This window comes from Streptomyces sp. PsTaAH-124 (genome assembly GCF_000373685.1).
GTDB classification, from domain to species: domain Bacteria; phylum Actinomycetota; class Actinomycetes; order Streptomycetales; family Streptomycetaceae; genus Streptomyces; species Streptomyces andamanensis.
The window spans coordinates 58,932-76,559 of record NZ_KB892179.1 but is presented as its reverse complement, the minus strand read 5'-3'; the positions used below and the strand labels follow the sequence as shown (position 1 = coordinate 76,559).

Sequence of the window (17,628 nt, the reverse complement as noted above, 5' to 3'; positions counted from 1 at the left end):
CACGGGGGCGGGCGAAGGGCCCTTTACCCGGAAAAATTCGTTAGAATATACCCGGTAGGGGTATGCCCGAGGCGTGCCCGGGGTGTACCCGGGGCATACTCTCCGGTTTTCCGTTTGTTTTCCGTTCCGAGCGGGAGGACGCGATGACGACCACCGAGGCGGGCGCCACGGCGCCCCTGGGGGCCACCGGAGCGGAGCCCACCGCGCCGTGCGAGACCGAGGGCCACGACCACGCCACGTACGGCTACCACAAACAGAAGGGCGAGCATCTCAAACGGCTGCGCCGGATCGAGGGCCAGATCCGCGGGCTCCAGCGGATGGTCGACGAGGACACGTACTGCATCGACATACTCACCCAGGTGTCCGCCTCCACCAAGGCCCTCCAGTCCTTCGCCCTGCAACTGCTGGAGGAGCACCTGCGGCACTGCGTCGCCGACGCGGCCGTCAAGGGCGGCGCGGAGATCGACGCCAAGGTCGAGGAGGCCACCAAGGCCATCGGCCGGCTGCTGCGCACCTGAGCCCCGCCCGCCGCGCACACGGGCGGCGAGCGCCCGGCCGCGCGCGGGGGCTCACGCCCCGGCGCGGATCACCGGCCCGCGGGACCGCGGCGCTCCTCCGTCACCCGCAGCACCTCGTCGATGTACTCCAGGCTCAGCCGCTCCCGGGCGGCCGAGGCGGCGATGATCAGCTCGCCGCACAGTTCGATCTCGGCGAGGGCCACGTGGTCCTGGACCGCCGTACCGCCGACCGGGGCCACGCGCATCACCTCTTCCCTGCGTCACCGGGCGCGGCGACCGCAGACCCAGAGTAGGGAGCGGCGCACACCCCGCGCATGGCACGGACGGGCTAGTCCACCGGTCGATTCCGGCCGTGCGCCGGGTGCGCCCCCGGCGCACGGGTCACTCCTCGGCCACCCGACCGGTGAAGATGTCCTTCTCGCGCGGCAGGGTGACGGTCACCTTCGTCCCGAAGGCGTACAGCAGTGTGGTGGAGAACACCTCCACCGTGCCCTTCCGGCGGGCGTTCACAAATGCGTAGCTCTGCCGGAGCTTGCGCACGCGGCCCTGGTCGTCGAGATAGGCGTCGAACGGCACCTCGGCCGTGGCGAACCCTTTCGCCGCCGCCCGCAGCGCGCCCCGGCCGTCCGCCGAGGCGCCGTCCGCCGCCAGGACGAGATCGGCGGTGCCCCGGAAGTGCCGTACCGCCACCCCCGCGACCTGGGTCCGGCCCACGTACCGCGCCGTCCGCGTCCCGCGCAGCACCTCGGCGGCGGCGAACGGGTCGGTGGCGCCGCCGGTGACCAGATTGCCGTCGGAGAGCGTGGCCGTCGCCACCCGCACCCACTTGTCGGCGGGCACACCCGCGCCCCGGTTCTTCATGTACAGCGCGCCCGGCGCGAGCAGTTCGACGATCGGCGGGTGCCCGCTGGCCCCGGCCGGGTCCTGCGGCAGGATCACCGTCAGCTGTCCGTGCTGGGTGCGGAAGTCGTAGGCGCCCTCGCCACGGATCGTCACCCGGGTGCCGCCGGCGGCCATCTCCATCGACGTACGCGCCTGGGAGCTGCCCGCCCGCAGCAGCGCGTCGGGGGCCTGGCGCAGGGTGTGCACCGGATCGTCGGCGGCCCGCGCCTCCTCGGCCGCCATGCCCCTGCCGGAGCATCCCGAGGCGCCCGCGCAGAGCAGCAGCCCCGCCGCGAGCACCACCGCCCCGCTCGCCTGCCGCCGCTTGGTCATCGCCTGCCTACCCCCAGCTGCCGCGTCCGTACCGGGCCCCTGTCGTTCGGTTAACGACGGGTAGGGAGCCCCGTCACGCGCGGGGGCGGACGGCGGCAAGGCGGCACCGGGCGTTCACCCGGGATGGGTAGCGTGGGTGCCGTGGCGCAGGACGAAGCAGGGCAGCGGGAACACCGCACGACCACCGTCGAACAGGGCCGTTTCTGTCTGGCCCGGTGCGACTGCGGCTGGCGCGGGCCCGCCCGCAGGGCGCGCAGCCTGGCCCGCACGGACGCGGAGGCGCACGCGGCGGGCGGCTGAGGCGCACACGGCGGGCGGCGGGTGGTGGGCGGCCGCGGGTCACGTGGTGGGCGGCCGCGGGGCGCTCCCCTCCAGCGTGCGCAGCAGCTCGCCGACCAGCTCGCGGTCGCGGGCCCGGGTGAGCCGGTCGCGGGCGGCGGCCGGAGCGAGCCAGCGCAGCCGGTCCACCTCCCGGCCCGGCACGAAGCGGCCGGGCCCGGCCTCGGCGGCCCAGTAGCGCACCCGCTTGGGGCGCCCGTCGGCCAGATAGGCCACCGTGCTCAGCTCCGGGCCGGGCACGGCGGGGTGCCCGGTCTCCTCCAGGACCTCGCGCAGCGCCCCCGCGAGCGGGTCCTCGCCGCGCTTCAGCTTGCCCTTGGGCCAGGACCAGTCGTCGTACTTCGGCCGGTGGATCACGCAGAGTTCGAGCGTGCCGTCCACCGGCGAGCGGCGCCACAGCACACAGCCGGCCGCCGCCACCACGGTGTCCTTCGCGGATGCCACCCGGTCCTCCGCCCTCAGCCCGCGCCCACGGCCCGGACCGGCCAGGACTGCTGGAAGACGAACCGGGCCGCCTCCACCTCGTGCCGCTGGTCGGCGTGGAGCACTCCGAGCGCGTACGCCGTCGCCGGGGCGATGCGCGGGGTGCGGGCCGCCGAGGCCGCCGCGGCGGCGGCCTCCGAGGCGTCGCGGTGCCGGTCCAGGGCCCGGCCGGCGGCCGGCAGCCGCGCACCGGCACCGTCCGCGCCCGGATCCGGGGCGTCGGGGGCGTCCGGACTGTCCGTGCCGTCCGGGCTGTCCCGCCCGTCGGCCGGGAGCCCGCCGCGCAGGGCCTCCTGGGCGTAGCGGTGCAGCCGCAGCAGCAGGCGCACCTGGTGCCAGGGGGCGTCCTGCGGGTGCGGGGCCGGGTCCGGGGACAGGCCGTGGATCAGTGCCTCCGCGTTGTAGGGGCTGCCCGCGGTGACCAGCGGCAGAGCGGCGACCGCGTCGGACAGGCGCTCCTCGGCGGCCGCGGCCAGGGCACGCAGGTCCGTGGTGTGCGCGGCGGGGGTGAGGGGCACGTCGCTGGCGAGGACGGCGACCTTGTCGGCGACGGCGTGGAAGCGGCTGGAGCCCAGCGCCTGGAGCGCGGTGGAGTGGGCGCGGGTGCGGGCCAGCGTGAGCTGGCGGTCCAGCAGCGCGCCCGCCTTGGCGGCGCCCACCGTGAGGCTGCCGCGGTCCGCCGCGGGCGCCGCCTGGAGCCCCACGGCGCCGGAGGCCGCCGGGGCGGCGGGGGCGGTGCGGCTGCCCGGCACGGCGGCGCTCCGGCCGGCCGCGGCCAGGTCGGCCCGCCCGCCGCCCGCGGCCGCGGCGGGGAAGCCGGCCGGTCCGGCCGGACCGGAGAGCCGGTGCAGCGCGGCCAGCAGCCGGTCCAGCCGGGCCTGGCAGGCGTGCTCGCGGGCCAGGGTGCCCGACAGCCAGGCCAGTTCGGGACGCAGCTCCTCCGCCCAGGTCTCGTCCAGGGCGCCGCGGAAGGTGTGCAGGCTGCCGCTGATACGGCGGGCCGAGCGGCGCAGGGCGCGCGCCGCTTCGGCGGCCTCCTCGCCGGCGCCCGCCGCGGGCCCCGCCTCGCGGTGCAGGCGCAGCGCCCTCAGGAACTCCGTGGCCTGGGCCCGCAGATAGGCCGCGAGGGCGTCCGCGCCCGTGCCGCCGCCCGGCCCGGCGGGTCCGCCCGGCGGCCCGGCGGCGGTGGGGTTCTCCGTCGGGTCAAGGTGTTGCTGTGCCACGCCGGCGCCTCCGGGCGTCTATGAGCGTCTCCTGGATGTTGCGCAGGGGCTGGCCGTCCGCGTCATTCGCGTGCCGGGTCCAGTCGCCGTCCGGGCCGAGGTGCCAGGAGGACGTGGTGTCGGCCATGCCGGTCTCCAGCAGCCGGTTCAGGGCCGCCCGGTGCCCCGGGTCGGTGACCCGGACCAGCGCTTCGATACGGCGGTCGAGGTTGCGGTGCATCATGTCGGCGCTGCCGATCCACACCTCGGGCTCGCCGCCCCCGCCGAACGCGAAGACCCGGGAGTGCTCCAGGAAGCGGCCGAGGATCGAGCGGACGCGGATGTTCTCCGACAGGCCCGGCACGCCGGGGCGCAGGGCGCAGATGCCGCGCACCCACACGTCGACGGGCACACCCGCCTGGGAGGCGCCGTACAGCGCGTCCACGACGGCCTCGTCGACCATCGAGTTGACCTTGATGCGGATGAAGGCCGGGCGGCCCGCCCGGTGGTGCTGTATCTCCTTGTTGATGCGGGAGATCAGGCCGTCGCGCAGGGACTTGGGGGCGACCAGCAGCCGGCGGTAGGTCTCGCGGCGGGAGTAGCCCGAGAGCCGGTTGAACAGGTCGGAGAGGTCCGCGCCGACCTGCGGGTCGGCGGTGAGCAGCCCGAGGTCCTCGTACAGGCGGGCGGTCTTGGGGTGGTAGTTGCCGGTGCCGACGTGGCTGTAGCGGCGCAGCGTGTCGTCGCCCTCCTGGCGGACCACCAGGGACAGCTTGCAGTGCGTCTTCAGGCCGACGAGCCCGTAGACGACATGGCAGCCGGCCTCCTCCAGCTTGCGCGCCCACTTGATGTTGGCGTGCTCGTCGAAGCGGGCCTTGATCTCGACCAGCACGAGGACCTGCTTGCCGGACTCGGCGGCGTCGATGAGCGCGTCGACTATGGGGGAGTCGCCCGAGGTCCGGTACAGGGTCTGCTTGATGGCCAGCACGTCCGGGTCGGCGGCGGCCTGCTCCAGGAACGCCTGCACGGACGTGGAGAACGAGTCGTAGGGGTGGTGCAGCAGCACGTCGCGGCTGCGCAGCGCGGCGAAGATGTCCGGCGGCGTGGACGACTCGACCTCGGCGAGGTCGCGGTGGGTCCCGGCGACGAACTTGGGGTACTTCAGCTCGGGCCGGTCCAGGCTGTGGATGCGGAACAGGCCGGTGAGGTCGAGCGGGCCCGGCAGCGGGTAGACCTCGGCCTCGCTGATCTTCAGCTCGCGCACCAGCAGGTCGAGCACCTCCCGGTCGATGGACTCCTCCACCTCCAGGCGCACCGGCGGCCCGAAGCGGCGCCGCATCAGCTCCTTCTCCAGGGCCTGGAGCAGGTTCTCGGTGTCGTCCTCCTCCACCTCCAGGTCCTCGTTGCGGGTGAGGCGGAAGGTGTGGTGCTCCAGGACCTCCATGCCCGGGAACAGCTCCTCCAGATGGGCGGCGATCACGTCCTCCAGGGGGACGTAGCGGCCCGGGGAGCTCTCCAGGAAGCGGTTGAGCAGCGGCGGCACCTTGACGCGGGCGAAGTGGCGGTGCCCGGTGACCGGGTTGCGCACCACGACGGCCAGGTTCAGGGAGAGGCCGGAGATGTACGGGAAGGGGTGCGCGGGGTCCACGGCCAGCGGGGTCAGCACCGGGAAGATGCGCTGCCGGAACAGTGTGAACAGGCGGGCCTGCTCCTTCTCGGTCAGCTCGCTCCAGCGGACCAGGTGGATGCCCTCCTCGGCGAGCGCCGGGGCGACGTCCTCGTGGTAGCAGGCGGCGTGCCGGGCCATGAGCTCGCGCGAGCGGGCCCAGATCATCTCCAGCACCTCGCGCGGCTGGAGCCCGGAGGCGGAGCGGGTGGCCACCCCGGTGGCGATACGGCGCTTGAGGCCGGCCACCCGGACCATGAAGAACTCGTCCAGGTTGCTGGCGAAGATCGCGAGGAAGTTGGCCCGCTCCAGCAGCGGGGTGTCCGGGTCCTCGGCCAGCTCCAGCACGCGTTCGTTGAAGGCGAGCCAGCTGCGCTCCCGGTCGAGGAAGCGGCCCTGCGGCAGCCGCTCCTCGCCGTCCTCGCCTTCCCCGGGCTCCTCGTAGGCGTCCAGATCGGCGTCGATGTCGGGTTCCAGATCGGAGACGGCCGCGGCCACGGTGTGCGGGCGGTGGGCCGCGAGGGCGCCCACGGAGGGCTGGGGGTGCGGGACCTGCTGCGCTGCTGCCTGGGCGTCTGGCTGGCTCATAAATCCATTCTTCCGCGCGAGGAGGGGGACAGGCGCGTCGGAAGGCGCGGGCGGGAGCACGGCTGCGGTCCCCTCCGGGGGCGGCTCAGGCTCAGGCTCGGCGGGTCTCATTGACCGAGCGTCGCAAGCCCGTCTGAATCAACGGTTACGGAGACATGACGTGCGGGATATCGGGGGGCGGCCTGCGGGGGCGGGGCCCTCCGGGGGTGGGGCGGTGGCGTTTGCCGGGGTGGGGCGGGACGCGCCGGGCCCGCCGGGGCCGCCCCGGATCCGGGTGGGCTGCGCTGGGCCCGCGCGGAGTGTCCCGCACCAACTGTGGTCCGGTTCGGTGTCCGGGCGGCCCGCACCGGCCACGACCTGGAACGGACCGTCCCGGTCCTGTCGAGGACCGGCCGAGACCGGCCGAGACCGGCCACGATCGGCCGGGAAAGGCTCCGGACCGGCCGAGGGTCTGGCGGGACCTGGGACCTGGGACCTGCCGGAGCCGGGGGGCCTCTGCCGGGGAGGGCTGGTGGCTGGGGTGACGGCTGGGCCGTCGTCCACCCCGGACGTCAGACCCTCTCCGGGGCCACTGGTCTCCGGCTCTGCTGCCTTCCGCGCCTGCCGTTCCTCCGGGCCTGCCGCCCTCCGGCCCTGCCGTGGGCCCCGCTTGTGGGACGGCCCGGGATCCGCTGGGCCTGCGCCGGGCCCGCGCGGAGCGTCCCGGAACCGCTGGGGCACGGCCCGGCACGGCACGGCCCGGCACGGCACGGCCCGGCCCGGCACGGCACGGCACGGCACGGCACGGCCCGGCCCGGCCCGGTGTGTCTCGAACCTGACATGGACCGTCCCCGGTCACGTCGAGGACCGGCCCAGGCCCGGCGGCACCGGCCAGGGGGCCTCCCAGCGGCGCCGTGAACCGGCCCGGACTTGCCGGGCACCGCCCGGGGCCGACCCTGAACCGGCCCGGCCCCGCTGGGGCCGTCCCGACCGGTCGGAAAGCCTTGACGGGCCCTGCCGTGAGCCTGCCGGGTCCCGCCGGACATCGCCCCGGCCCTGCCGTGAGCCTGCCCGGCCCCGCCGGAGACCGTCCCCGCCCGGTCGGGGAACCTGGGCGGGACGGGACCGGCCACCGACCGTCCCGGACTGTCCGGGCACCGCCCCGGACCGGCCGCGCCCGCCGGGTACCGCCCCGCGCCCGCCGTGGGCGGCCGGGCCCCACCGGGGGCCGCCCACGGTCCGCCGGGGAACGTGGCCGGTCCGTCGGGGAACGTGGCCGGTCCGTCGGGGAACGTGGCCGGTCCGTCGGGGAACGTGGCCGGTCCGTCGGGGAACGTGGCCGGTCCGTCGGGAAGCGTGGCCGGGCCGCCCCCGGTCGGCCGGCCGAAAACCTCCCGCACCCGCCGTGAACCGGTTCGCGGGGTCCGTCCGAAGAGGAGATGTGAGCGGAACGAGAAGCGACGGGGAACTGCTGCGGGCCATCGCGGCGGACCGCGACCGGCGCGCCTTCGAGGAGTTGTACCGGCGGTACGCGCCATGGCTGGCCGCCCGGCTGCGCGGACGCTGTGCCGACCCGGCGATGGTCGACGACGTCGTCCAGGAGACCTTCCTCGCCGTGTGGCGCGGCAAGGCCCGCTACCGGGAGGAGGCCGCCGCCCAGGACGCGGCCGGCTGGCTGTGGCGGATCGGCTCGCGCCGGCTGATCGACGCCCTGCGCGGCGACGGCGCGCGCGGAAGGCTGCGCCAGGCCCTGACCCGGCTGCGCCACCGCGACGAGGCGTCCGCCGAGGAACGCGTCCTCGCGGGCGTGGAGCACGGGGACCTCGCGGGCGCCCTCATCCGGCTCTCGCCGGAACTGCGGGCCGTACTCCAGGCCACGGTCGTCGACGGACTCACCACCCGGGAGGCGGCCGTCCTGCTCGGCATCCCGCCCGGCACGGTCAAGACGCGGGCCCTGCGCGCCCGCAAGCAACTGCGGGAGGCGCTGGCATGAGCGGCGGAACGACACCCCGGAAGACCTGGCACCTCGCCGACGAGGACCTGCGCGCCTACGACCGCGGCGAACTCACCGCACCCCTGCTGTGGTCCGCCGACACCCACCTCGCCGACTGCGCCGGGTGCCGGGCCCGGCTCGCCGCGCTCGCCGACCCGGTGGCCCTGGACGAGGGCTGGGCCCGGCTGGACGCCGAACTGGACGCGCCCCGCCCCGGCCCGCTGGAAGTGCTGCTGGTGCGCTGCGGCGTCGCCGGTCACACCGCGCGGCTGCTGGCCGCCACTCCGGTGCTGCGCCGGTCGTGGCTGATCGCGGTCACCGCGGTCCTAGTGATGACGGCGGCGGTCTCCGACACCCTGCGCGGCCCGGACTCGCCCACCCTGTTCCTCGCGCTCGCCCCGCTCCTCCCGCTGGCGGGCGTCGCCCTCGCCTACGGGCCCGCGTTCGACCCGGCGTACGAGATGGCCGTGGTCGCCCCGATGCACGGGTTCCGGCTGGTGCTGACGCGTGCGGTCGCGGTGCTGGTCGCCGCGCTCGGCGTCAACGGCCTCGCCACCCTCGCCCTGCCCGGCTACGGGCCGCGCGCCCTGGCCTGGCTGCTGCCCGCGCTCGCCCTCACCTCGACCGGCCTCGCCCTCACCCCCCGCCTCGGCCCGGTCCTCGCCCCCGCCCTGACCGGCGGCGCCTGGACCGCCCTCCTGCTGGTGGCGGAGGCGACCCGGCACGGGGATGCGCCCCTGCCGCCGTTCACGGCCGCCGGCCAGGGCACGGCCGCCGCGGTCGCCGCCCTCGCCGCTGCCCTCCTCTACCGGCTGCGCGACCGCTTCGACGTGGCCGCGGCCCGCCCCCCGCACGGGGACCTGCCGTACGGGAACCGGCCATGAGGCACGCGGCACGGCCTGCGACCGCCGTCACCCCGGGTCCCGTCCCCGACCCTGCCCCTGCCCTTGCCCCCATGAACGCCACCCGCTTCGATCCCCCGCACGGGAGTGCCTCGTGACCGTCACCGTCTCCGCCTCCGGGCTCACCCTCCGCTACGGCGGCGTCGCCGCGCTCGACGACGTGTCGCTGCGGCTGGAGGAGGGCATCACCGGGCTGCTCGGGCCCAACGGCGCCGGGAAGACGACCCTGTTGCGGGTGCTGGCCACGGCCGTGCCCGCCGACCGGGGCGCGTTCACCGTGCTCGGCCACGACCCGGGCACCACGGCCGGCCGCCTTGCTCTGCGCCGCCTGCTCGGCTATCTGCCGCAGAACCCGGGACTGCACCCGGACTTCACCGCGTTCGCCTTCGTCGACTACGTGGCGATCCTGAAGGAGCTGACCGACCGCGGCGCCCGCCACCGCGAGGTGCGCCGCGCCCTGGAGGAGGCCGGGCTCGGCGACGTACGCGGACGGCGCATCAAGAAGCTCTCCGGCGGCATGCGCCAGCGCGTGGCCCTCGTCGCCGCGCTCGTCGGCGCCCCCCGCTTCCTGGTGCTGGACGAACCCACCGTCGGCCTCGACCCCGAGCAGCGGATGCGCTTCCGGGACCTGGTCACCCGTACCGCCGAGGGCCGCACCGTCCTGCTGTCCACCCACCAGACCGAGGACGTCGCGATGCTCTGCAACCACGTGATCGTCATGGCCGGCGGCCGGATCCGCTTCGAGGGCACCCCCGCCGAACTGACCGCGCAGGCCGCGGGCCGGGTGTGGAGCGGCACCGAGCGCGACCCGGCCGCCCGCGCCGGCTGGCGCACCGGCACCGGCGACTTCCGCAACGTCGGCGATCCGCCCGAGGGCGCCCGCCTGCTCGAACCCACCCTGGAGGACGGCTACCTGCTGGCCCTCGACGACTCCGGCAGCAAGGCGGCGGCCTGATGACGACAGCCACCGCCCGCCCGGCGCCCCCGGCCGCGGCCGCCGCCGACGGCGGCCCGCACGGCCCGCGCGCACGCGCCGTCCTCGCCCTGGCCCGCGCCGAGACCCGCGAACTGGCCCGGCACCCCGTGGTGCTGGTCTTCTTCGCGGTGTACGTCGCCGCGACCGCCTGGCAGATCTACTCCGGCCACACCGGCTGGCACGAACTGACCGGCCGGGAGGGCATGGCCGACCACCCCGCCCTCCAGGACGCCGACCGGGCCACCCAGAGCGGCGGACTGCTGCTCGGCCTCGCCCTGTTCGTCTGCGCCGACCGGGCCGTGCTGCGCTCCCGCCGCCGGGGCACCGACGAGCAGTTCGACGTGCTGGTCATGGAACCGTGGCGGCGCACCCTCGCCCACGCCCTGTCCGTCGTGCCGTTCGCGCTGCTCACCGCCCTCGTCGTCGCCGCCCGTTTCACCTCGGACGCGCTGGAGCCGGGCGCGGTCGGCCACGGCTCGCTCGCCGAGCTGGCGGTGGCGCCGCTGGTGACCCTGCTCGGCGGGGTCGCGGGCGTGCTGCTGGCCCGGCTGGTCCCCTCGGTGCACGCCGCGCCGCTCGTCGTCGTCGGTGTCCTGCTGGCCGGTCTGTTCCTCACCACGGCGACGGGCGGCGCGCACTGGAAGCGCTGGCTGTCCCCGGTCGTCACCGAGAGCGGCGCCGACCCGTTCCCCTCCGACCTGGTGGGCCGCCCGGCCGCCTGGCACGCCCTCTATCTGGCGGGTCTCGCGGTCCTGCTGCTGGGCGCCGCCCTGCTGCGTTCGGGCGGGCGCTCCACCGGCGTCGCGGCGCTCACCGTGCTCGCGCTCGTCGCGACCGCCACCGGCGTCGCCGGCCAGTCCCAGGGGCCCTCCGCCGCGCTCCGGGCGGCCCGCGCCGAGGTGTCCGCGCACCCGGAGGCCGTCGAGCGCTGCACGGCGCGCGGCGCCACCACGTACTGCGCGCTGCCCGAGTGGACCGGCCGCGCCGACGCCTGGGCGAGGACCACCGACCGCGTCCGCGCCCTCGCCGGCGGCACGGCCGCCACCCGCCCGCTGACCGTGCGCCAGCGCGTCGAGGCGCGCTACGGCCTGGACAACGACCCCTCCTACGACCCGTCCACCGTGCCCGGCACGGTCACGGTCGGCACCCGCTGGGGCGGCAACCGCGTCCCCGAGTACGCCGTGGGCCTCGCCTCCGTCCTGGTCGCGGGCGACGAGCACGCCGGGTCCGAACTGTGCGACGGCCGCGTCGTCACCGTCCTGTGGCTCGCCCTGGGCGGGGCCTCCGACCCGCTCGCCTCCCTGCGCGATGTCCGCATCGACGACAGCATCGAGGGCGGCGCCGTCGTGCTGACGCCCACCGGCAACCTGCTGATGAGCGCCGGCCAGACCGACGTCGTCCGTACGCTGCTCGGCCGCCCGCACGCGGAGGTCGCCTCCGCCGTACGCGGCCACTGGAAGGAACTGACCGCGCCCGGCACCTCCACGGCCAGGGTCGCCGAACTGCTGCATGTGCCGGGCATCGGCCACGGGAAGGACACGGACTCGTGCGAGAGGTGACAAAAGGCCGGGAGCGGGGCGCCGACGGGACGCCGCGCCGGGTGATCGGCGCGCTGGTCCGGCCGGTGTGGCGGGCGCTGCCGTGGCGGGTGACCGGCGCGGCGGGCGGGCTGGCACTGCTCTGCGCGGGCGGCACCCGGCTGGTGCCCGACGGCGGTCCGGGCCCGGCGGCCGGAGTGGTCGTGCTGCGGCTGGTCGCGCTGCTCGGCGGGTTCGCCCTGGGGTTCCTGCTCGACGACCCGGCCCGGCACGCCACGTCGGCGGTGCCGGTACGGCGGCCCGTGCGTGCGGCGCTGCGGCTGGCGCTCGTCGCCCCGCTCGCCGCGGCGTGGTGGACCGCCGCGCTGCTCCTCGTGCCGGAGGGGGCCCGCCCGCCGGCCGGCCCGCTCACCCTGGAGGCGGCGGCGACAGCGCTGACCGCGCTGGCCCTCGCGGCGGCCACCGTGCGCTTCGGCCCCGAGCCCACGCCGGGCACGACGGTCGCGCTCACCCTGCTCGTGCTGGCCGTCGCCCTGCTGCTGGCACCGGAGCGGTGGAGCCTGCTGCCGGCCCCGGGCGACCCGAACTGGGCGGTGGCGCACCGGTGGTGGGCGGCGATCGGCGCCGCCGCCGCGCTGGCCTGGGCGGCGTGTCTGCCCGACCCCCTGGGCGGCCGCGGGGCGGCCGGTCACCGGGGCAGCGCGGGCCTCAGATCTCCGTCCGGTACATGAGGTCCGTCTCGTACGTCGTGAAGCCCAGCCGCTCGTAGACCGAGACCGCCGCCTTGTTGTCGGCGTCGACGTACAGCATCGCGGTGGGCAGGCCGCGCGCGGCCAGGTGCCGCAGACCGGTCACGGTGAGCGCCTTGCCGAGGCCGCCGCCCTGCGCGCCGGGCCGCACCCCGAGGACGTACACCTCGCCGAGGCCGTCCTCGGCGTGCACCTTGGTCCAGTGGAAGCCGATCAGCCGGCCCTCGCGCTCGGCCAGGAAGAAGCCGCCCGGGTCGAACCAGGACTCGGCCTTGCGGGCGTCCAGGTCCCGCTGGGTGAGGGAGCCCTGCTCGGGGTGGTGGGCGAACGCCTCCGCGTTCACCGCGAGCCAGGCGGCGTCGTCCTGGCCGGGCACGAACTCCCGTACGGTGACGCCCTGCGGCCACACCGGCTCGGGCAGGTCGAAGCCGGCCAGCGGGCGCCGCATCTGCCGCAGTTCGCGGAACAGGGTCAGCCCGAGGACCTGGGCGAGGTGCCGGGCGGCGGAGTGCCCGCCGTGCGCCCACACCCGCAGCCGCCGTCCGGAGGCGGCCAGCAGCGCCGAGCCGAGCGCCCTGCCGTGCCCGTGCCCGCGGTGCGCCGGGTGCACGACCAGTTCGGCGGCGGGCGCCTCCACCGGGTCGGTGTCCTCCAGCTGCGCGTACCCGGCCAGTTCGCCGTCGACGTGCAGCAGCAGATGCGACACGCCCTCGCGGGCGCCGCCGCGCAACTGGAGCCTGCCCTGCTCGGACACGGCCTGCTGCCCGTCGGCGCGGGCCGCCGCGGCGATCAGGCCGAGCACGGCTTCGGCCTGGTCCGGGGAGAGCGCGGTGACGGTCTCCAGTGAGCGGGCGGTCGGTGCGGTCTCGTCGCTGGTCATGCGTCCGAGAGTACCGAGCGGAAACCGGGCGGCGGAGGTCTCGCGCGGATCGGGCCCCTCGCCCTACGGGCGCTGGAGCGGGCGCGCCGTCCGGAGCAGCCGGGGCGGCAGATAGGGCGACTCGACCCTGATCTCCCAGCCCCGGCGGCGGGCGTGGCAGGCCAGCGCCAGGACGTCCAGGCTGAGGGTGGCGTCGGGGCTCTCGGCCCGGTCGCCCACCGAGAAGTGGTCGCGGTGGGTCTCCAGGGCGTCCAGCAGGGCCAGGTTGAAGCTCTCCTCGTCACCGCCGGTGAACTGCGAGAGCAGCACCAGCGGCGGCGGCAGGAACGCGGAGCCGCGTATCGCCGCGCAGCGTTGCAGGGCCGCGTCGAGGGCGGGCCGCGGGTCCGCGTCGCTCAGCTGGGCGTGCAGGGCGCGGCGGTAGCCGGTGAGCGGGGTGTCGCCGTAGCGCTCCGCGGGCGGTCCGGCCGCGAGCAGCGGGGCGAGGTCGTCGCGGCGGCCGGAGATCAGGGCGAGGTTCACGGCGAGCTGCCAGGTGCGCGCGTCGGGCCCGTCGTCCGCCTTCCAGGCGGCGTACCGGACCGTCCTGCCGCCGAGTTCGGCCTCGACCCCGGTGCCGGGCTCGGCGAGGGCCGCGCGGAAGACGGTCGCGCCGCACCGCGAGCCCAGCAGCACGTCGTCGGCGATCGCCTCCTCGGGGTCGGCCGCCCCGCGGGCCCGGCCCCTGACCAGCAGCTCCAGATGGCCGAGGGCGCGCGACAGCTCCCAGGTGGCGTACGGGTCGGCGGGGTCGGGGTCCAGCGCGCCGCGCACCTGCTCACGGAGCCTTGCCTCCGCCTCCGGGAGCATCGCGCCCGGCAGCTCCGGCCGCGCGAACCGCACCGGCCCGGCGGCCGGTTCGGCACGGGCGCCGGGCCGTACGTCCCGTCCGTAGGGCCCGACCCGCGGTCCCTCGCGCTCGAACCCGGTGACCGGCCCGTACGGCAGATAGTCGCTCTCGATCTCCGGCGGCCGGCCCTCGTGCCGGTGGGCGAGGGACGCGAGGGCGAGGGGCAGCAGCGGCAGCAGTGTGCGCGGGGCGGCATCCGGCCCCGCCGCCTCGGCGACCGGCCGCAGCAGCCGTACCAGAGCGTCCCCGAACGCCTCGCGGTCTCCCGCGGCGAGGGCCCGCAGCGCGAGCAGCCCGACGGTCTCCGCCCGGTCGTCCGGCCCGGCGGCACCGCCCCCGCCGGCTCCCGCCCGCACCCGCCCGATCGCCGCGTCGAGCGCGGCCACCTGCTCCTCGCCGGAGGGCGGGTGGCCGTCCTCCTCGCCGCCCGTGTCCCCGAGGACGTACGCCAGGAAGCCGTTGACCAGCTCGTCGTCGGGCAGCCCGGTCCGTCTCTCGGCGGGGGTGCGCCGGGCCCACCACGCGAAGCGGAAGGTCTCCGCGTGGTCCTCGGCCCGCCCGGCCGACACGGCCAGGCAGAACGCGTCCAGCCACCAGTCCGTCCGGAGGGGGACCGGCAGCGGTTCACCCTCCTCGCGGTCGTGGCAGACCCCCCAGTTCACATAGTGGAGGAACACGTCGAACGGGTACACCGGGTGGTACGCCGTGTACGCCACCGCCCCCACGGCCGCCTCCGCCGCGTCCTCCAGCACCGCCTTCGCCTCCGGTGACCCGAGCCCCGGATCCCTCGTGGACAGCGCCCCCAGGCAGTCGAGGAACTCCTCCGCGATCAGCCGGTACTCGTACGCCGTCACCGGCCCGGCCTTCGAGAACGAATGCACCAGCCGCCCGATCCGCCCGGCGAACCCCTCCACCGCGGCCGCCACCCGGGCGTCCTCCACCTGATGCCGCTCCACCCGCACCGCTCTGCCCCCCACACACAGCCTGCCGTCCACGCTCAGGGTCCCACCCTAGAAGAGGCCACTGACAGCGGGTCATCCCCGCAGGTCACGGCAGTTCGGGCGGCGGAGTGGGCGCCCCCGGAAGGCGGATCGTGGCGATCATGCCGCCGTCGGGTGCCGGGGTGAGAGTGACCTCGCCGCCGGACTGCTGGACGGTGCGGGCGACGATGGAGAGACCGAGGCCGGAGCCGGGGAGGGCGCGGGCACCGGGGGAGCGCCAGAAGCGGTCGAAGACGTGCGGGAGTTCGTCGGCGGGGACACCGGGGCCGTGGTCGCGGACGGTGAGGACGCCGTCAGAGAGCCGGACCTCGACCACGCCGCCCTCGGGGCTGAACTTCACCGCGTTGTCGAGGATGTTGACGATCGCGCGTTCCATGGCCGCCGGTTCGGCGCGGACGAACCAGGGCTCGATGTCGGCGGTGATGGTCAGCTCCGGGCCGCGCAGCCGGGCGCGGCGCAGCGCGGACTCGACGGTGTCCTGGAGCGCGATCACCTGGACGCGTTCGCCGCGCTGGCCCTCGGGGCGGGACAGTTCCTGGAGGTCGCCGATCAGCGCGGCCAGCTCGGTCATCTGGGCCTTCACCGAGGCGAGCAGCGCCTTGCGGTCGGCCTCGGGCAGCGGGCGGCCGGTCTCCTCGCTGCGGGTGAGCAGTTCGATGTTGGTGCGCAGGGAGGTCAGCGGCGTACGGAGTTCGTGTCCGGCGTCGGCGATCAGCTGCTGCTGGAGGTCGCGGGAGGACGCCAGGGACGCGGTCATGGAGTTGAAGGAGCGGGACAGCCGGGCGATCTCGTCCTCGCTGTCGTCCTCGACCGGGATGCGGACCGCCAGGTCCTCGGTGCGGGCCACGTGCTCGACGGCCTCGGTGAGCTTGTCGACCGGGCGCAGACCGGCGCGGGCCACCGCGAGCCCCGCGGCCCCGGCCCCGACGACGCCTATCCCCGACACGAGCAGCAGCAGGAGCGCCAGGTCGTTGAGGGTCTTGTCGGTGTCCTTGAGGGGCGAGGCGATCAGCAGCGCGTGGCCGGGGTAGATCTGCGGGCCCGCCGGGGAGGCGATGAGCAGCGGGGAGGCCAGCACGCGCACCGGGTCGCCCTTGGTGTCGGTGCTGTCGTGCAGCGTCGACAGACCCCGGTCGGCGTTCTGGGCGACGGCGGTGTCGGTGCCCGTCACCTTGACCGTGCCGACGGAGTTGTCGAAGACGCAGGTCCGGCCGGCGGAGTCGATGATCTGGACGTAGTAGTCGGTGGAGCCGGGGCCCCGTTCGTCCGTGCTGCCGGGCGTGTTGCTGCAACTGGCGAGGAGGTTCTGCACGCTGCGCGAGCCCACCGGGCTCGTGGCCGCCCGCAGGTCGTCGTCGATCTGCTGGATCAGCTTCCCCTGCACGATGAACCAGCACGTCACCGACACCGCGGCCACCCCGAACGCCACCGCCGCCGCCACCAGCAGCGCCAGCCGCGAGCGGATCGGCAGGGAACGGAAGCGGCGCAGGGCCCTGCTCACTCCGCGCCGCCCTGCCGCAGGACGTAGCCGACCCCGCGCACCGTGTGCACCAGGCGCGGCTCACCGCCCGCCTCGGTCTTGCGGCGCAGATACATGACGTAGACGTCGAGCGAGTTGGAGGAGGGTTCGAAGTCGAAGCCCCAGACCGCCTTCAGGATCTGCTCACGGGTGAGCACCTGGCGCGGATGGGCCATGAACATCTCCAGGAGGGTGAACTCGGTGCGGGTCAGCTCCACCTGGCGTCCGCCGCGCGTCACCTCACGGGTCGCCAGGTCCATGCGCAGATCGGCGAAGGCGAGCACGTCGCCCTCGTCGACGGACGCGTCCACGGCCGCAGCGTACGAACTGCGGCGCAGCAGCGCGCGGATCCGGGCGAACAGCTCGTCCAGCTCGAAGGGCTTGACCAGGTAGTCGTCGGCCCCGGCGTCCAGGCCGGTGACCCGGTCGCCGACCGTGTCGCGGGCCGTCAGCATGAGGATCGGGGTGGTGTCACCCGCGGCGCGGATCCGGCGGGCGGCGGTCAGGCCGTCCATACGGGGCATCTGGATGTCGAGGACGACCAGGTCGGGCCGGTAGGCGCCCGCCTTCTCCAGGGCGTCGGCGCCGTCCACGGCCACTTCGGTGCCGTACCCCTCGAAGGCGAGACTGCGCTGGAGCGCCTCGCGCACCGCGGGTTCGTCGTCGACGATCAGGATGCGCTGGGGGACGCGGCCGTGGTCGTCGCGGTCGCCGTCGGCGGGACTCATCGGTGGTGGTTCCTCGGATTCCTCGGGGCAGTCCGGACCCGGCGGGACGACCGGCCGGTCGCTCCCCGGGCCCGGGGTGGGTTGCTCCCAGATTCCCATGTCCGGCACCTGTCCCGTGCGCCGCGTGTCCGCTCAGGCCGCCACTGCCGTCAGCCGGCCCAGGGGCACCTTGTGCCGGTGCGGGCGGTCGGCGGGCATCCGCAGACCCATCAGGTGCGGTACGGCCACGGAGCCGGCGGCGGCCTCGGGGGCGCGGCGTGCGGGGATGCCGGGGCCGGGGGCCGGGGCCGTGCCGCGCGCGGGGGTGCCGGGGGCGGGAGCGGGGGCGGTGGCGTTCTTCGGGGTCCTCGCGTGGATCAGCTGCTGGATCATGGCGTGCTCCTTGTCGTGCGGGGTGCCGTGGTGCCTGCGCGTGTCCCTTCTCGCGGTGCGGTGGGCGGGGCGGCCGGCGGCGGGTCCCGAG

17 protein-coding genes are annotated in these 17,628 nt (G+C 75.9%); 7 read left to right on the top strand and 10 right to left on the bottom strand.

Going from position 1 to position 17,628, the window contains the following annotated elements:
- The first annotated feature begins 143 nt into the window (after positions 1-143).
- Complete coding sequence (locus tag B086_RS0123135) at positions 144-518, top strand: metal-sensitive transcriptional regulator (protein ID WP_018568813.1); 375 nt, start codon at positions 144-146, stop codon at positions 516-518.
- 68 nt (positions 519-586) lie between these two features.
- Here B086_RS0123135 and B086_RS45075 read toward each other — a convergent pair whose 3' ends face one another.
- Both B086_RS45075 and B086_RS0123125 read right to left on the bottom strand, forming a co-directional pair.
- Positions 587-763: a hypothetical protein gene (locus B086_RS45075; RefSeq protein ID WP_018568812.1), complete on the bottom strand. Its 177-nt coding sequence runs from the start codon at positions 761-763 to the stop codon at positions 587-589.
- Between the two features lie 136 nt (positions 764-899).
- On the bottom strand, positions 900-1,733 hold the full coding sequence (locus B086_RS0123125) for a hypothetical protein (protein WP_018568811.1): 834 nt from the start codon (positions 1,731-1,733) through the stop codon (positions 900-902).
- A gap of 141 nt (positions 1,734-1,874) precedes the next feature.
- On the opposite strand from B086_RS0123125, the gene B086_RS45070 reads away from it, so the two are divergent.
- A complete protein-coding gene (locus B086_RS45070; RefSeq protein WP_199790778.1) occupies positions 1,875-2,033 on the top strand; it encodes a hypothetical protein in 159 nt (52 codons plus the stop codon).
- 39 nt (positions 2,034-2,072) lie between these two features.
- Here the strand turns inward: B086_RS45070 and B086_RS0123115 are convergent, their stop codons facing one another.
- From B086_RS0123115 to B086_RS0123105, 3 genes are read right to left on the bottom strand one after another with little or no spacing between them, the layout of a single operon-like run.
- Complete coding sequence (locus B086_RS0123115; RefSeq protein WP_018568809.1) at positions 2,073-2,516, bottom strand: NUDIX hydrolase; 444 nt, start codon at positions 2,514-2,516, stop codon at positions 2,073-2,075.
- A 14-nt stretch (positions 2,517-2,530) separates the two neighbouring features.
- Positions 2,531-3,778 carry a CHAD domain-containing protein gene (locus B086_RS0123110; protein WP_018568808.1) on the bottom strand — a complete coding sequence of 416 codons (1,248 nt, stop codon included), beginning with the start codon at positions 3,776-3,778 and terminating at the stop codon, positions 2,531-2,533.
- Positions 3,759-6,122, bottom strand: coding sequence for an RNA degradosome polyphosphate kinase (locus B086_RS0123105; protein ID WP_051115897.1), 2,364 nt, complete (start codon positions 6,120-6,122; stop codon positions 3,759-3,761). The genes B086_RS0123110 and B086_RS0123105 overlap by 20 nt, the downstream gene beginning before the upstream one ends.
- Before the next feature lie 1,309 nt (positions 6,123-7,431).
- Here B086_RS0123105 and B086_RS0123100 point away from each other — a divergent pair.
- The 5 genes from B086_RS0123100 (at position 7,432) to B086_RS0123080 (ending at position 12,130) form a co-directional block, all read left to right on the top strand.
- Positions 7,432-7,983, top strand: a complete 552-nt coding sequence (locus tag B086_RS0123100) for an RNA polymerase sigma factor (protein ID WP_018568805.1) — start codon at positions 7,432-7,434, stop codon at positions 7,981-7,983.
- Entirely contained in the window at positions 7,980-8,867 is an 888-nt protein-coding gene (locus B086_RS0123095; protein ID WP_018568804.1) for a hypothetical protein, read from the top strand. Before B086_RS0123100 ends, B086_RS0123095 begins: the two co-directional genes overlap by 4 nt.
- 112 nt (positions 8,868-8,979) lie before the next feature.
- A complete protein-coding gene (locus tag B086_RS0123090; RefSeq protein WP_018568803.1) occupies positions 8,980-9,840 on the top strand; it encodes an ABC transporter ATP-binding protein in 861 nt (286 codons plus the stop codon).
- Positions 9,840-11,420, top strand: a complete 1,581-nt coding sequence (locus B086_RS0123085) for a hypothetical protein (protein WP_018568802.1) — start codon at positions 9,840-9,842, stop codon at positions 11,418-11,420. The genes B086_RS0123090 and B086_RS0123085 overlap by 1 nt, the downstream gene beginning before the upstream one ends.
- Positions 11,408-12,130, top strand: a complete 723-nt coding sequence (locus B086_RS0123080; protein WP_234029348.1) for an ABC transporter — start codon at positions 11,408-11,410, stop codon at positions 12,128-12,130. The genes B086_RS0123085 and B086_RS0123080 overlap by 13 nt, the downstream gene beginning before the upstream one ends.
- Here B086_RS0123080 and mshD read toward each other — a convergent pair.
- The 5 genes from mshD to B086_RS40570 all read right to left on the bottom strand — a co-directional run bounded on the left by mshD (position 12,108) and on the right by B086_RS40570 (position 17,537).
- Entirely contained in the window at positions 12,108-13,028 is a 921-nt protein-coding gene (mshD, locus tag B086_RS0123075; protein WP_018568800.1) for a mycothiol synthase, read from the bottom strand. The two genes, B086_RS0123080 and mshD, sit on opposite strands and share 23 nt — an antisense overlap.
- Positions 13,029-13,091: 63 nt before the next feature.
- Positions 13,092-14,873, bottom strand: a complete 1,782-nt coding sequence (locus B086_RS0123070) for an immunity 49 family protein (RefSeq protein WP_037873828.1) — start codon at positions 14,871-14,873, stop codon at positions 13,092-13,094.
- Between the two features lie 91 nt (positions 14,874-14,964).
- Complete coding sequence (locus B086_RS0123065; RefSeq protein ID WP_018568798.1) at positions 14,965-16,419, bottom strand: HAMP domain-containing sensor histidine kinase; 1,455 nt, start codon at positions 16,417-16,419, stop codon at positions 14,965-14,967.
- On the bottom strand, positions 16,416-17,165 hold the full coding sequence (locus B086_RS0123060) for a response regulator transcription factor (protein ID WP_018568797.1): 750 nt from the start codon (positions 17,163-17,165) through the stop codon (positions 16,416-16,418). Before B086_RS0123060 ends, B086_RS0123065 begins: the two co-directional genes overlap by 4 nt.
- 132 nt (positions 17,166-17,297) lie before the next feature.
- Positions 17,298-17,537 (bottom strand): hypothetical protein, encoded by a 240-nt coding sequence (locus tag B086_RS40570; protein WP_018568796.1) that lies wholly within the window; start codon positions 17,535-17,537, stop codon positions 17,298-17,300.
- Positions 17,538-17,628: the final 91 nt, after the last annotated feature.

Bases quoted from the DNA above. Each gene is read 5' to 3' on its own strand.
- B086_RS0123105 (WP_051115897.1), bottom strand. From the start codon at position 6,122: ATGAGACCCGCCGAGCCTGAGCCTGAGCCGCCCCCGGAGGGGACCGCA.
- B086_RS0123095 (WP_018568804.1), top strand. From the start codon at position 7,980: ATGAGCGGCGGAACGACACCCCGGAAGACCTGGCACCTCGCCGACGAG.
- B086_RS0123060 (WP_018568797.1), bottom strand. From the start codon at position 17,165: ATGAGTCCCGCCGACGGCGACCGCGACGACCACGGCCGCGTCCCCCAG.
- B086_RS0123085 (WP_018568802.1), top strand. From the start codon at position 9,840: ATGACGACAGCCACCGCCCGCCCGGCGCCCCCGGCCGCGGCCGCCGCC.
- B086_RS45075 (WP_018568812.1), bottom strand. From the start codon at position 763: ATGCGCGTGGCCCCGGTCGGCGGTACGGCGGTCCAGGACCACGTGGCC.
- B086_RS0123135 (WP_018568813.1), top strand. From the start codon at position 144: ATGACGACCACCGAGGCGGGCGCCACGGCGCCCCTGGGGGCCACCGGA.
- B086_RS40570 (WP_018568796.1), bottom strand. From the start codon at position 17,537: ATGATCCAGCAGCTGATCCACGCGAGGACCCCGAAGAACGCCACCGCC.
- mshD (WP_018568800.1), bottom strand. From the start codon at position 13,028: ATGACCAGCGACGAGACCGCACCGACCGCCCGCTCACTGGAGACCGTC.
- B086_RS0123125 (WP_018568811.1), bottom strand. From the start codon at position 1,733: ATGACCAAGCGGCGGCAGGCGAGCGGGGCGGTGGTGCTCGCGGCGGGG.